Below are 15,885 nucleotides of genomic sequence, written 5' to 3'. Positions count from 1 at the left end.
GCCGCACGCCGGTTCATGTCCGGGGAGCGTGTCACCTGAGAGGCTGCGTCACCGTCCTGCCGAGGTCCGGGCCGGTGCCCAGCGCGAAGCCGGCGCGGCGGGTACGGCCGGGTGTGGAGAGGGTGACGGAGACCGTCAGACCGGGCTGGTCGGGGTTGGCGACGCTCACCACGGCGGAGCCGCCGTCTTCGTTGAGCATGACGATGGCAGGCTGATCGACACGCAGCGCGCGGCGCGGTCCCAGGTCGAGGGAGCCCGCGGCATGGAAGACCGCCATCGTCAGCCGCAGCCGAGAGTGGCGGACCGCCTGGACCTGCTCGTCGTTGCGCAGGATCCTGACGGCGGGTCCGGCCGCGTAGGAGCGGACCTTCGCGGGTGTCGCGCCGGGCAGGACGATGTAGGCGTACTCGGCGTCGTCCGGAGTGGTGCCGTGATCGAAGAAGAGGGTGAAGGCATTGCGCTTCACCGGGTCGCGGTCGAGCCAGCTCCCGGTCTGCTCCTTGTTCGAGACCTTCAACGGCCCGCCGTCGGGGAAGACATAGCCGATCTCGTCGTTGTACGCCCACGAGGCTCCGGTGGCCGCGGAGTCGGTCCCCAGGCGCACGGCCCTGCCGCCGACGGAGGCATTGGACCGGGCCGCGCCCTGGTTGACGGTCGTGTGGATCGCGTGCGCGGAGGTGGAGCTGATGCCGGCGCCGAGCGCGACCATCTCGTCGTCGAAGTAGAAGTAGCTCTTGCGTCCGGTGGTCGAGGCCCGGTCGAGGGTGTAGACGTCGGCGCCGTAACGCCCGTCGGAGACGCCGCCGGTGAAGCTGCCGGCGTTGCGCTTTCCCGACTGCGACGTCACCTTGACGTACGGCGCGGTGACACCCGGGTAGTGGAACCAGTCGAAGGCGGGGACGAGATCGTCGTACTCCCGGTTCGTGACCTGGACCGAGGTGACTCCCTGCGCGTTCCAGTCGATCTCGTTGCCGACTTCGGGCCGCAGGGTGGAGCGGTACTCAACGCCCACCATGCGCGGGGAGTTGAGCCTGGTGAGGATTCCGTACCGGTCGCGCAGGTGTGAGGAGAACTCCGAGCGCCAGAAGTACTTGTGCCCGGTGATGCCGTTCCCGCGGGTCTTCCCGCGGATGTTGTCGGCCAGTTTCTTGTACGCCGCCGAGTTGTCCTCGTCGGCGCGCACCATCCGGTCGAGCGGCTCCAGGAAGTCGGCGGCGTAACTCGTGATGCCGTCAATGGTGTTGGGGGGACGGTATCCGAGGTACAGCATCCCGATCTCCCCGCGGATCAGCCAGCGGGTCCCGTCGAGGATGTAGAAGGCGACGGCGTCGATGTCGTCAGGGGAGAAGGCGAAGCTGGTGCCGCGCGCCACATCGGCCCAGGCCGCGACGATGGTGAACAGGGCCATGCCGTAGCCCTCGCTGTAGAGCTGCGCCCCGTGCGCCCAGAAGGACGAGTCGACCTGCACGGCCTCGGCGACCTTGCCGCTGCGCTCGACGGCGATCGTCTGCGTCATGGTGGCGTAGCCCTGCTCGATGTCGGCGGTCGCGCGCTTCGCGACGGCCTCGTACAGGTAGTTCTCGGTTCTCCAGGAGCCGTTCGCCCCGACCGGGTCCAGTCGGCCGGTGTTGTGCGTGTAGGTCACCTCCCGTGCCTCGGCGCTGAGTTCGTCGCCCACGAAGATCGACACCCGGCCCATGGCCATCGACTTGCCGATCTCGACTTCCCACCAGTTCGTACTGGTGGGTTTGACGCTGTCCCAGTGGAGCAGCGCGCTGTTCAGGGCCTCGATCAGCTCCGGCTTGCCGTAGCCCGCGGCGTTCTGATCGCGGTAGGCGTGGGCCATCGCGATCATGCGGTACAGCGCGTGGTACGGCGACCAGACGCGGCCGTTGGCGGAACTGGTGGTGTCGGCGTAGTCCACATTGGGCCACGAGCCGTCGGCACGCAGGGACTCGGCGTAGGTCAAAGCCTCGGACGTACGGGCGAGGAAGATGCCGTTGGCGATCCTGACCTGGTCACCCTGCTCCAGAAACCGCTGCCGCAGGCGTTCGACGATGAGCTGGATGTCATCCGTCAGGGCTTGACTCCCACTGGCCTCGGCAGCCCGTGCGAGAGTCGGCACCGACAGCGTCAGTCCGGCGACACCGGCGGCGAGCCCGAGGCCCCCGAGGATGACTCGACGTCGATCGGGCAGGGGGGCGACTCCTGCGACTCCGTTTTCGGTCATGCGGACTCCTTAGACGCGCCCAGGTCCTGACAACGTTGCCATGCAGTGGGGGTGCGGGTGCGGACGTCGGTTGGCGAGGTTTACCGGGTGCTGTTTCGGTGATGGCTTCGGGCTGGTGTGACACCAACTCTTAAACCGGTTTGAAGGCGACGTGTAAACAGTTACCGGCTATGGCCCGGGTACGTCAACAGTCGTGACATCAACGAGCGCGGGTGGAGTGGGCCCGGCGGGCAGCCGGCCGGTGGGCCGAGGGCCAGGGATCGCGGCGGATGTTCGAAGCGCCGGAGGCGCCGGAGGAGAACTGCGGGACGTGTTCACCCACCATCAGGCCCGGGTGTACGGGTGGCCATCTCCCAGTCCCTGTCCGGTCGGAGCCCTCCTGTCAGCGCGGCGTCGGCCTTTCGGGGAAGGCGGACTAGTCAGGGCGGTGGCGATCGGCAGCGAGCCAAGGCTTACCCGAGGTCGCGTCACCTGGAGTGTGTGGCGATCCTTGACTAGTCCCAAAGGGGAATTGACCTGCGGTTTTATCGATGTGCCCATGTGCGGTGCGGGTGTCGTTGCCGCTGCGGTCACCGGCGCGCAGGGGCAGGTGAAGGTCCCGGTGCCGCCGATGATCTGCGCGCAGCAACGCGGACAGTCCAGAGGAGGCCCGATGGCCCTCCCTCTTCGACTCGCCAGGTGACCAGCTCTGGTGGCAGTTCGCCGTCGGCGCCCGAAGCCGCGCCCCCCGCCTACTGCCTCTACCTGCCTCACCTCGCCGCTCGATGAGACTCGCGGGGTCACGCACTGGCTCCACCAGCTCCAGTGGGTATTCGACGGCGGCATCTTCCGACGACTTCCTCAAGGTCCTGGAGACCTTCGTCGGCTACGTCGGCCGCCACGGCTCGGCGAGCAAGGTTTGCCGTGCGGTTCGTCCTTGTGCTGCCGACGCCCCTGATCCGCCAACTCCACGACCTGGAGGTCGCGATCACGGCATGAGCACGGTTGTGCAGTCGCGCTTCGTGGAGTCAAGGAGGTGAACCGTCTGTTCGAAGAAGGTTGTGTCTGCCAGCCACGCTGGTTATGGTCAAGCAGGTTTGTGGCTGGCAGGTTTGTGTTTGTGGCTGGTGGGTGTGTGTTTGTGGCTGGTGGGTGTGTTGCTTTGTGCCCTGATGAGGGTGCAGTGGGGGGTGTGGGCCGTCGCTTTCATGCGCTTGCGTCCGCGTATGCCGTATCCACTTACGGCAATTACCTGAATCTGATCGCGCTGAGCCTGTTCTCCTACGAGGTCACGGGTACGGCGTTCGGTGTCGGTGCTGTGATGGCTCTGCGGCTCTTCGCCGGATTCGTGGCTGGTCTCGCCGCCGCGGCACTGTCGGCCCGGGTTGGCCGACGGGCCGTGATGATCTGTGCCGATGTCGCCCAGGGCGCCACCATGGCCCTGATGGCGCTCTACGCCTCGCGTACACCTCTGTGGCTGCTTGCGGGGGTGGTCGTTGTCCTGGGCGCGGGGAACACGTTCTTCACCGTCTCCCTGCGCAGTGCGATTCCCGTCATGGTCGGTCAGGAAGCCCGTACCCGGGCCAACGGACTATTGGTGATGGCGCGGTCCCTGGGCACGGTGCTCGGGTTCGCCTCGGCGGCCCCCGTGATCGGGTTCGGCGGCTTCGCCGTCGCGTTCGCGGTCAACGGCGCCAGTTTCCTGGTATCTGCCGCGGCACTGCTGGCGCTGCGACCGCGCACCGACGACGAGAAGAGGAACGAGGAGAAGCACGTACCGGCGGATCTTGATGCCCGCGGGGAGGCCGAGTCCTCGCCCGGGGAGTTCCGCGACGCATCTGTGTGGCGCGTGGCGGCGGGGTTGCCGCCTCTTCTGCTTGGCATGCTCCTCCTGCGAGGGGTCGACGCCCTGGCGTCCTCCTCGCACAACGTCGCGCTGCCCGTCGTCGCGCACGCGACCCACCCGGCGGAGCCCGCGGTGGTCATGGCCCGGTTCTGGGCCGCGTGGGCGGTGGGTACCGTCCTCGCTCACCTGGTGCTGAGGCGTAGACAGGGCGAAGGAGCGTGGGGTGAGCGGGCGTTCGCCCTCGGCACCTGCGCGATGGCGCTCTCGTTCGTGACAGCGTTCCTGGGACTGCCCGCGTTGGCGTTGGTCGTGGTGGCAATGGCGGCGGGGTTCGCGGACGGCTGGACCGAGATCGTCTACATCTCGCGCCTGCAAGCCGTTCCCGATCGGCAGCGCAGCCGACTTTTCGGACTGTCGGCGATAACGGAGCAATCAGGGTTCGCGGTGGGGACAGTGCTGGCGGCGGCGGCTCTTGAGGCGCTGCCCGCGCTGGCCGTCGTGGGCGCCTTCCACGGTGCGGCCGTCTGCGGGGCACTGGTTCTGCTGTTGTGCACCGCCGGCCGGGCGGACGAGGCCCGGTCACAACCATCCATGAATGAAGATGAGAGAAGGGATACGCATGGAACGCGTACGGGGGCAAGCATTCAGCCGGGGGCCCGATCCGGACCGCACCGAGGATGATTCGCGTGACGCGGTGCGGGCCCTGTTACGAGCCGCTCAGTCCCCTTCGGGCGGGTCCCTCGTCACCGTCGCCCCGGACGGTACGACGACCTCGCAGTCGTACCGCGAACTGCTTGACACGGCACGGCGGTTGCTGACCGGGCTGCGCGAACAGGGGCTGCGTCCCGGAGACACGGTGGTCCTGTGCGGGTTGCCGCTGGCCGATTTCTTCCCCACCTTCTGGGCCTGTGTGCTCGGCGGAGCACGACCTGCGGCCATAGCGGAGCACCCCGCCCCGGGCTCTCCAGCCCTTGACCGGCTCCTGCACGCCGCCCGGTTGCTCGACCAGCCTCTGGTGCTCAGCGACGCGGCCGGCGCGGCGGCGCTCGCTCGGGCCGCCCCCGAGCTGCGCGTCGCCGTCGCCCGGGACTGCCTGGGCGCGCTGCCCGTGGACGACCACGTGGAGCCGGCCGAGTCCGACACCGCGCTGTTGATGTTGTCCTCGGGCAGCACCGGTGTGCCCAAGGCCGCGCGCCTGACACACGCGGGTTTGGCGGACTTCGCGGCGAGCAGTCGGCGGATCCTGGACGTGCGGCCGGACGACACCATGGTGAACTGGCTGCCGGTCGACCACAGCGGCGCGTTCCTGCTGTACCACCTGCTCGCGGTCTTCACGGGCTGCACCAACGTGCACGCGCCGACCGACTGGGTCCTGGCCGAGCCTCTGCGCTGGCTCGACCTCCTTGACGAGCACCGGGCACGTCATACCTGGGCGCCGACGTTCGCCTACCAACTCGTCGCGGACGCGCTGGCCGAACGGCCGGACGGGCGCTGGAACCTCGATGGTCTGAAGACCATGGTGTGCGCCGGCGAGCAGATCTCGCTGCCGGTGCTGCGGCGCTTCCTCGACGCCACGGCTCGGCACGGGGTACGCGAGGAGCACATCGTTCCCGCGTGGGGGATGGCCGAGACCGTCACGGGCGTCACCTACGGTCGGCTCGACCGGCCGGACACTGTGCACCGCCTGCTCAAGAGCAGCCTCGGCGGCGACATCGTACCCGCCGACGAGGGAACGCCGGAGGACGAGTGCGTCACCTTCGTCGCTTGTGGAGCACCGGCGCACGGGGTCACCCTGCGTGTCCTGGACGACCTCGGCGAGGTCGTGCCCGAGGGCAGGATCGGACGGCTGCAAGTCCATTCGCCGGCCCGCCTCACACCCGGCTACGTGAACAACCCGGAGGCCGACGCAGCCGTCTTCCCCGCCGGGCGGGATTGGCTGGACACCGGTGACCTGGCTTTTCTCGACCACGGACAGGTCGTGATCACCGGTCGGCGCAAGGACGTAATCATCCTCAACGGGCTCAATTTCTACTGCCACGAAGTGGAGGAGGTTGCCGCCGCCGTCGACGGTGTCCGGCAGGGGGAAGTGGCCGCCTGCGGCATACCGGACCAGAACAGCGGCACGGAGGCACTGGCCGTGTTCTTCGTCAGCCGAGGTGCCGAGGAGGACGTGCGGATCGCGGGCGAGGTGAAAGCGGCGCTGTTCACGAGGCTCGGGCTCATCACCGCCCATGCCCTGCCCGTTCTTCGGGACGAGTTCCCGAGGACGCCCGCGGGGAAGGTGCGCCGCACCAAGCTCCGGGACCACCTGATGAGCGGCGGCTTCGACACTGGCGCCGCCCCGCGTACGCGGCTGGATTCCGGGGCTTTGACGAAGGTGGTGTGCGACGAACTCGATGTCGTCCTGGGGCGCCCGGTGGACGAGAACAGGCCGTTCTATGAGCTCGGCCTGACCTCTGTCCTTCTCGTACGCCTGCGGACCCGGCTGGCGGAGCGGCTCGGGACACCGATCGCGCAGACCGCGTTCTTCGAGCACCCGACGGCTACCGCGCTCGCCGCACACCTGTCCGCCCTCGGCGCGTTCGACGAGGGCGGAACGGGGGCGGAACGCCCCGGAGGCGGGGACGAACGTTCGTATGGCGACACCTCCCCGGCGGATACCACTCCGGCAGGCACCTCCCCGGCGGACACCGCTCCGGCCGACACAGATGACCGGCGCGTCGCGGTCATCGGACTCTCGCTGCGCTTCCCGGGGGCGGACTCGCCGGAGCGGTTCTGGGCCAATCTGCGCGACGGTGTGGACAGCGTCCAGGTCTTCGGTGAAGAGGAACTCGCGGCGACGGGTCTCACCCCGGAGCAGCGGTGCGCCCCGGACCTGGTGCCCGTCGCCGGAATCCTCGACGGGGTCGAGGAGTTCGACACGGACTTCTTCGGCATGAGCCCCAAGGAGACCGAACTCACGCACCCCGCGCACCGGCTGTTCCTGGAGAGCTGCCACCGGGCGCTGGAGGAGGGCGGGTACGCGGTGGCCGAACCGGGCACCAGGATCGGGGTGTTCGCGGGTTCGGGCATGAACCTGTACGACCACCAGCAGCAGGCATCGACCGGAGCGCCGTCCGGGCCGTACGACGGAACGGATCCCGTCACCGGCATGCAGTCAGCCGTCGGCAGCCGGCCGGACTTCCTCGCCACCCGCGTTGCCTACCGGCTCGGGCTCACCGGCCCCGCCATCGGCGTGCAGACGGCCTGCTCGACCTCGTTGGTCGCCGTGCACTTGGCGGTGCAGGCGCTGCTGACCGGTGAGGCGGACCTGGCGCTCGCGGGCGCCGCGGCCGTGCACCTGCCTCAGGAGACCGGTTACCGCAGCCACCCCGGGTCGATCCTGTCGCCCACCGGGCGCTGCCGGCCCTTCGACTCGGAGGCAGACGGCACGGTCGGCGGCAACGGTGTGGCCGCCGTCCTGCTTAAGCGGCTCGACCGGGCGCTGGCCGACGGGGACACCGTTCACGCGGTGATCCTGGGCTCCGCGGTCAACAACGACGGCGCGGGGAAAGTTGGCTTCAGCGCACCGGGCGTCGCGGGTCAGGTCGACGTCGTGCGGCAGGCGCTGCGCAGAGCATCCGTCCCCGGAGAGTCGATCTCGTACGTCGAGGCGCACGGGACCGGGACGCGGATCGGAGATCCGGTGGAACTGGAGGCGCTCGGCCGGGCGCTCGGCGAGGGCACCGGGCGCACCGGCTTCTGCGCGGTCGGTTCGGTGAAGTCGAACATCGGGCATCTCGACAGCTGCGCCGGAATGGCCGGGCTGATCAAGACAGTCCTCATGCTGCGCCACCGCACCCTGGTGCCGACTCCGCACCTGAACCGTCCCAACCCGGAAGTCCAGCTGGACGGCGGACCGTTGACGCTTGCCACCGAGCTGCGCCCATGGTCGGTGCCGGACGGTGTACCGCGCCGGGCCGGTGTCAGCGCCCTCGGCGTCGGCGGCACCAACGCCCATGTGGTCCTGCAAGAGGCTCCACCCGTGACTCCGGCGGCCCCACCCGAACTGCCCGTCCTCGTGCCGGTGTCGGCCCGGGACGTCGAGGCCCTGGACGAGTTCACCGTACGGCTTCGCGACCGGCTGCGGCAGCGGCCGGAACTTGCGGCCACCGACGTGGCCGCCACCCTGGCGCTCGGCAGGCCGCACCACGCGGCACGCACCGTGGCTGTGGGCCGGACAGCCGAGGAACTTGCCCTCGCTCTCAAGGAGCGACAGCCCGCGTCGCCTGCTCCGCTCGGAGCGGTTGCCTTCGCCTTCCCCGGACAGGGCAGCGCACGGCGTGGCATGGCAAGCGGCTTGTACGCCGTGTCTCCCGCCGCCCGGCGGACGCTTGAGCGGTGCGCGGAGATCTACGCCGAGGAGTTCGGCGGCACGCTGCTGCCGCGCATGCTGGACGGAGCCGTGACCGAGAGCGAGGTCTGGCCGACCGAGACGGCCCAAGCCGCTCTGTTCGCCCACCAGGCGGCGCTCGCCGACGTGTGGCGCGCCGCAGGCATCAGCCCCGCTCTGCTGCTGGGCCACAGCGTGGGCGAGTACGCGGCGCTGTACGCCGCCGGCGCCCTGACCCTGGAGGACGGGCTGCGTCTCACCGCTTGGCGCGGGCAACTGATGCACACGGCCTGTCCGCCGGGCGGCATGCTCGCCGTCCGAGCCGACCGGGCCGCCGCTGAACGCATCGCCCACACCGCCGGTGCGGAACTCGCCGCGGTCAACGGCCCGCGCGCTCAGGTGCTCTCCGGTGCACCGCACAGCCTTCAGGAGGCGGCTCGCCTGCTCGACCAGGCCGGGCTGAGATGGCGGACGCTGGCCGTCGACCGGGCGTTCCACTCGACGGCGATCGAACCGGCGCTGCGTGAATTTCGCGCCCATGCCGAGAAAGTGACGTACAGCCGGCTCCACACTCCGCTGGTGACGTCGGCGGACGGCGAGGTCCGCCATGTCGGCTGGACGGTCGACGCCGACTACCTCTGCCGTCAGGCACGGCAGCGGGTCCGCTTCGACCTGGCCATGGACGTGGCCGCCGCCCACGGGTGCGAGGAGTTCGTGGAGATCGGGGCCGGGGCCACTCTCACCGGCCTCGGCCGCCACTGCGTGCCGGCGAGCCGTTGGCTGAGCGGGCAGGGAGAGGGCGACGGGGCGGCAGGGCAGGCGCATGGGCTGCTCACCGCGCTCGGCTCGCTGTACCGCAGGGGAGCCGATCTCGACTGGCGCGCGCTCACTCGCGGCGGAGGCCGGGTGTCGCTGCCGGGGCATCCCCTGCGACGGCAGCCGGTGGCATTCCCGGCCATGCCGGCCGTGCTGGCCGTGCGGACGCCCGAGCCACCCACCGCTCCGAAGGCACCGTCTGTCGCGGCAGGCGAACTGCTGGATTCTGTACGGCAGTTGACAGCCGACAAGGTTGGCAGGCAGCTGGCCGAAGTCACGCCCGACAGCTCGTTCTTCGAGCTGGGCGCCGACTCGCTCTCGCTGATGGGCATGACGACCGAGATGGAGGAGCGATACGGGGTACGCGTCCCGGTCCGGGAACTCTTCGACTCGGCCGACACCCCGCGCGGGCTGGCTGAACGCCTGGCAGAGCTACGGGGCAACACGCGAGAGACACCGGAAGCGGCGGTCGCCTCGGTGTCCGTGGCGCGCGCGGTGCCGCCGGCGCCTCCTGCATCCCCGGAACTCCAGGCTCTGTTCAGCCAGCAGCTGCAACTGACGGGGCAAGTCGTCGACCACGTCAACGGATTGATTTCCCGTCAGCTCGACGTGCTCGCGTCCGCCAACGGGACGCTGTCGGCCGCGGCCGTCCCGGCACCGGTGCCCCAGGCCCCGGTCCGAACAACTACCCGGACCCCGCGTCCCGAACCGTCGTCCGCCACCGCCGAACCCGCACCCGCCCTCTCTACGGGCTGCGACTTCAGCCTCTACTTCTTCGGCGACTATCCGCAGGACACGGACGACGACAAGTACGCGCTGATCATGGAGGCTTCGGACTTCGCCGACCAGCACGGGTTCCACGCCCTGTGGTTCCCGGAGCGCCACTTCAACTCCTTTGGCGCGCTCTTTCCGAACCCGTCCGTGCTCGGCGCCGCGCTCGCGGCCAGGACCAGCCGGATCCGGCTGCACGCGGGTTCCGTCGTGCTGCCGCTGCACCATCCGGTCCGGGTGGCGGAGGAGTGGTCGGTCGTCGACAACATCTCCCGCGGCAGGGCCGGGCTATGCGTCGCGAGTGGCTGGCATGCCACCGACTTCGCCCTCGCCCCGGAGCACTTCGGCCGACACCGCGAGGTGATGTTCGAGCACCTGGCGACGGTACGGCAGTTGTGGTCCGGTCAACCGGTGACGACGACAGCGGGCGACGGGCAGCCCGTGGAGATACGGCTGCACCCCCGACCCGTACAGAAGCAACTGCCCATGTACGTGGCCGTGGTGGGCAATCCGGACAGCTACCGCCGGGCCGCCGCCGAGGGCCTGGGCGTGGTCACCAACCTGATGACGCAGACCGTTGAGCGGCTGGCGGAGAACATCGCACTGTACCGGCGCACCCGCGCCGAGCACGGCCTCGACCCGGCGGCGGGCCGCGTGGTGGTGTTGGTGCACAGCTACCTGGGCGAGGACGCGGAGCGTGCGCGCTCCGAGGCGTACCGGCCGTTCGTCTCCTACCTGCGTTCCTCGCTTTCGCTCTTCGACCAGGTGACGAACAGCCTCGGCGTCGATGTCGACCTGGACAACACCCCCGAGGAGGACGTGGAGTTCCTGCTCGGGCGCGCCTACGAGCGCTACTGCGACTCGCGTGCCCTGATCGGCGACGAGCACACGGCTGCCGGGACGGTGCGCCGTCTGATGGACGCCGGGGCGGATGAGATCGCCTGCTTCGTGGACTTCGGCGTGCCGAAGGACAAGGTCCTCGCGGCGCTGCCCCTGCTTGACCGGCTACGCCGCCGCGAGCGGCCCGAGGTGGCGGAGCCGGTCGCGCTCGTGCCACGGTCCATGCCGCTCACGCCCGCGCAGCGCCGCATCTGGTTCCTGGAGCGGCTGCATCCCGGGACCCGTATGTACCACGAGCCCAAGGCGATCCGTCTCGACGGCCCGCTGGACGTCGCCGCGCTGCGGCGGGCACTGCAAGAGGTCGCTGACCGGCAACCGGCGCTGCGCACGGTGTTCGGTGACCACGACGGAGTGCCCTACCAGCAGATACGCGACCGAATACTGCTCGACTGTCCGGTCGACGACCACACCGGGGCGACAGAGCAGGAGGCGCTGCGCGTCGCCCTGGCCACCGAGGGGAACCGGATCCTCGACCTGGGCGCCGGGCCGCTGGTCGGCGCCCGACTGCTGCGCCTGTCGCAGGAGCGGCACCTGCTCTTCCTGATGGCCCATCACATCGTCTTCGACTCCTCGTCCACGGTGGTGCTGGTCCAGGACCTCGCCGCCTGCTACCAGGCCCGGTCACACAGCGCCCCTGGGCTGCCGCCTCTGCCCGACCTGCCCCCGGCCGCCCCGCCGGACCCCGCCGCACTCGCCGCTTCCCTCGACTTCTGGCGCTCTGAACTGGCCGACGCCCCCGACCTCGACCTGCCCACCGACCGGCCCCGACCGCCCGTCCGGTCCGGAGCCGGAGCGAGCCTCGCCCACGCTCTGGACGCCGACCTCGTCGGCAGACTGCGCACGTTCGCCGCCGCGCACCGCGCCACCCTCTTCATGACCCTGACCAGCGCCATCGGCGCGACGCTCGGCCGGTTCGCGGGACAGCGGGACGTGCTGCTCGGCACCGCCGTCGCGGCTCGCCCCGCCGGCGCCGGGCAATACGTCGGCCTCTTCCTCGACACCGTGCCGTTGCGCCTCGACCTCACCGGCGACCCGGACTTCCCAACGCTGCTCGCCCGCGTACGCGACGGCAGCATGGCGGCGTACGAACACCGTGACGTCCCCTTCGACGAGCTTGTGGGTGCGCTGAACCCGCGCCGGGACCCGGGCCGCAACCCGCTGTTCCAGGTGATGGTGGAGTACGAGAACGAGGGCGAGGTGGACTTCGACCCGCCGCGGCTGACGGCCACCCTGCTCGACACGCCGAGCGAACGCGCCCCGTTCGACCTCAGCATCTACCTGACCCACCACCGGGACGGCGTGCGATTCACGGTCGAATACGACACGGCCCTCTTCGACGAGGGCACCGTACGCCGTCTCGTGGACTACGTGGAGCAGGTGCTGCGCCGCGCCCTGGATGCTCCCGGCGCGCCGCTCGCCGAGCTGACCGCCATCACAGACACCGACCGTGCCGCCCTGGCCCTGCTGGGGCACTTGGACGAGCCGCCGCCCGCCGCCGCGCACACCTTGCACGGTCTGTTTGAGCGGCAGGCACGACGGACCCCGGACGCTGTCGCGCTGATCAGCGGTGAACAGCGCAGCACATACGGGGAACTGGAGAACAGCGCCAACCGGATGGCCCGCCGACTGCGCGCCCGGGGCGCGGTGACCGCGGAGCGCGTGGCAGTGCTGCTGCCCCGCGGCCCGCAGCTGATCATCGCCCTGCTGGCCGTGCTCAAGAGCGGGGCCGCCTACCTGCCCGTCGACCCGTCACTGCCCACCCCCCGGATCGCCGCACTGCTCGACGACGGCGCACCCGTCCTGCTGCTGACCAACGACGCCGCCCTCGCGCGGCACCCGGAGCTCGCGCCACGAGTGCCCGTGCAACTGGCCGACGAGGTCGACGACACACTCCCGGCCGAACCACTGGAGGACGCCGCGGCCCGACCCGAGGACCCGGCGTACTGCATCTACACCTCTGGCTCGACCGGCCACCCCAAGGGTGTTGTCGTGCCCCACCGCGGCCCGGCGAACCTCGTCCGCGGACACCTGGAGCGGCATCCCGCGCTGCGTACCCTCCAGTGGACCTCGCCCGCGTTCGACGTCAGTGTGCAGGAGATCTTCACCACGCTGGCCGCCGGAGCCGCGCTCGTCCTGATCGACGACGAGGCGCGGCACGACCCCGCAGCCCTGGCCGAGGCCGTGCGCCGGCACGAGGTGGAGCGGCTGTTCATGCCCTGCACCCCGCTGAAGTACCTGATCGAGACGGGCCCCGAACTGCCGTCCCTGCGCGAGCTGTACTCGGCCGGCGAGGCCCTGCAACTCACCGACGCGTTCCGCCGCTTCCTCGCCGCCCACCCCCGGTGCGCCCTGTACAACCAGTACGGGCCCACGGAGGCGTCGATCATCGTCACCTCCCACCGCGTCGACCCCGCCGCCGGCGAGTGGCCGCCGATCGGCAGGCCGGTATCTGGAGCGCGGATCCGGCTGCTGGACGGCGCCGGGCGGGACGTGCCTGTGGGCGCCGTCGGCGAGATCCACATAGGTGGTGTGCCAGTCGCCCATGGCTACCACGCCCGGCCCGAGGAGACCGCGGCAGCCTTCCTCGACGGGGGCCCGGAAGCGGTGCTGTACCGGACGGGTGACCTCGGCCGCTGGCGCGCGGACAGCACCCTCCAGTACCACGGCCGCACCGACGATCAGGTCAAGATCCGGGGCCATCGGGTGGAACCCGGCGAGATCCAGGCGGCATTGACCGCGCTCCCCGGCGTCCGGGACGCGGCCGTCGTGCCCCGCCGCGACCGGCACGGCGACCTGGAACTCATCGCCTACGTGGTGCCCGCGACCCCGGCCGCCGATATGCGTGAGCTGCGCACCGCGCTCTCGACGGGACTTCCCGGCCATCTGATGCCCCGTCACTGGACGTGCCTGGAACGGCTCCCGGTCAACGCCTCAGGCAAGCTGGACCGCGACGCGCTGCCCGAACCCACGGCAGACGCCGAGTCCGGGGAGACCGAGGCCGGGCCCGCCTCCCCACTGGAGAAAGCCCTGCACGACCTGTGGTGCGAGGAACTCGGCGCCCTGCGGATACCGGTGACCCGTTCCTTCTTCCAGCTGGGCGGTCACTCCCTCAGCGCGATCCGGCTGCTCAACCGGATGCAGGAGCACCTCGACATCGACCTGACCATGGCCGACTTCTTCCTCGATCCCAGCATCCGGGCCATCGCGACCCGCCGCGAACCAGCGGTACCCGAGGAGGACCGGGTGGTGGACACCGCGCCGATGCCGTCCACGCTGCGCCGGCTGTGGCGGCGCCACCACGATCGCTCCGACCCGAGTGTCTACAACGTCGCTCACCGCATCGACCTGCACGGCGAACTGGACCCCGGAACTCTGGCCCGCGCCCTGGAGGACCTCGTGGGCCGGCATCACGCGCTGCGCAGCAGAGCCGTAGAGGGCTCAGGTCAAGGCGAGGGTGTGCGCGAGTACGCGGTCGAGGTGCTGGCGGACGTCCCCGTGGATCTGCCGGTCACCGATCTCTCCGCACACGCCAAGGACGCCGCATCCGTCGAGCGGTGGTGCCAGGAGCAGGTGTCCGGCGCGCTCGCCATGGATCGCGCACCCCTGTTCCGCTTCCGCCTCGCCCGCCTCGGCCCGGATCGCTGGGTGCTCGTGACCGTGTTCCACCACGCGATCGTCGACGGCTGGTCCATGGGTATCGTCTGGCGCGAACTTCAGGAGCTGTACAACGCACGGAGTGCTGGTGCTTCTGCCCAGCTTCCCCCCGTTGCCGCTCAGTTCACCGATTTCGCGCGGGCCGAGCACGAACTGGGGGACGGACGCAGGGCGGAACTCGAACGGTTCTGGCGCACCGAACTCGACGGCGTAGCCCTGCGCCCGGCCCTGCCCTACGACCAGCCGCGGCCCAGAACACTGTCCGGCCGGGGCGCGCTGCACACCTGGACCATCGACGCCGACATGACCCGCGGGGTCGCGGACACGGCGGCCCGTCTGGGCACGACCCCGTACGCCGTGTTGGCCTCCGCGTTCGCCACATGGCTGGCCGGACTGTGCGGTACGCCCGGTGACGTGGTGCTGGCCGCGTCGAGCGCGAACCGTACGGGACGCGAGCGCTCGGATGTGGTCGGGCTGCTGGGCGACGCGGTTCTGCTGCGCGCCCGGACCAGTGAGGCGCGAACCTTTGCCGACCTCGTGACGTGGCTGGGCAAGACCCTCTTCACCGCTTTGGACCACCAGGACCTGGCGCTGACGGACGTGATCGAACTGGTCTCCCCCGAGACCGGGGACGAGCTTTTTCCCACCGTGCTGTTCACCGTGGTCACCACTCCGCCACCCACCCTCGACCTGCGGTCGGTGTCGGTCTCGATGCGAGGCCTACCCATATCCGGTGTAGCACGCAACGAGCTCTACGTCGTCGTGTCTCCAGGGGAAGAAACCATGACCATCACTTTCGAATACTCCACAGACCTGTTCACCCCTACGACCATCGAAAGGTGGGCGCGATCCTTCACCAAGGTCCTGCGAATGGCGACGGAGAACCCCGAGGGTCCACTGGAAAGCCTGCGAACATGAATCATTGGGTACCGTTCCGCGATCGGCCTCGGCGACACGTGCCACGGCTGCCAACCGGTGGTCCGCGAATTGATCCCTCGTCAGTTCACCGATGTCCAAAGATGATTCATCGACGGCGAACCGGTGCGGCTCATCTCTTGCCTGGTCCTTTCCTCGGCGGCGCGTCGCGGCCGACGTCCGGCGTCGGGAACGGGCGCGGAGTCCGACGTCTTCTCTCTCGCGGAGACCACCGTTGTTTCCGGCTTCCGGCGAGGGCCGTTCACCCGCGAGAACGTGGCGCAGTCCGAATTCTTCAGCCGGATTCAAGTGGCCTTTCCAGAGATTGTCTTCGCCGATTCGCTCACCGGGGGCCTGCACCGGATCTTGGACCACCGGAGGGACATGGATCTTGATGGTCCA

General features: G+C 69.9%; 3 protein-coding genes. 2 read left to right on the top strand and 1 reads right to left on the bottom strand.

Annotated elements, in window-relative coordinates:
- Positions 1-31: 31 nt before the first annotated feature.
- Entirely contained in the window at positions 32-2,230 is a 2,199-nt protein-coding gene (locus ACFWV8_RS32690; RefSeq protein ID WP_384212543.1) for a polysaccharide lyase family 8 super-sandwich domain-containing protein, read from the bottom strand.
- Positions 2,231-3,392: 1,162 nt separating this feature from the next.
- On the opposite strand from ACFWV8_RS32690, the gene ACFWV8_RS32685 reads away from it, so the two are divergent.
- Both ACFWV8_RS32685 and ACFWV8_RS32680 read left to right on the top strand, forming a co-directional pair.
- Complete coding sequence (locus ACFWV8_RS32685) at positions 3,393-4,736, top strand: MFS transporter (RefSeq protein WP_384212552.1); 1,344 nt, start codon at positions 3,393-3,395, stop codon at positions 4,734-4,736.
- Positions 4,675-15,486, top strand: a complete 10,812-nt coding sequence (locus tag ACFWV8_RS32680) for an amino acid adenylation domain-containing protein (protein WP_384212546.1) — start codon at positions 4,675-4,677, stop codon at positions 15,484-15,486. The genes ACFWV8_RS32685 and ACFWV8_RS32680 overlap by 62 nt, the downstream gene beginning before the upstream one ends.
- Positions 15,487-15,885: the final 399 nt, after the last annotated feature.

It is taken from the genome of Streptomyces sp. NPDC058665 (assembly GCF_042714995.1).
GTDB lineage: Bacteria > Actinomycetota > Actinomycetes > Streptomycetales > Streptomycetaceae > Streptomyces.
Note: the sequence above shows the minus strand (reverse complement) of the source record. Positions and strands in the feature narration are given on the sequence as shown.

Bases quoted from the DNA above. Each gene is read 5' to 3' on its own strand.
- ACFWV8_RS32690 (WP_384212543.1), bottom strand. From the start codon at position 2,230: ATGACCGAAAACGGAGTCGCAGGAGTCGCCCCCCTGCCCGATCGACGT.
- ACFWV8_RS32680 (WP_384212546.1), top strand. From the start codon at position 4,675: ATGGAACGCGTACGGGGGCAAGCATTCAGCCGGGGGCCCGATCCGGAC.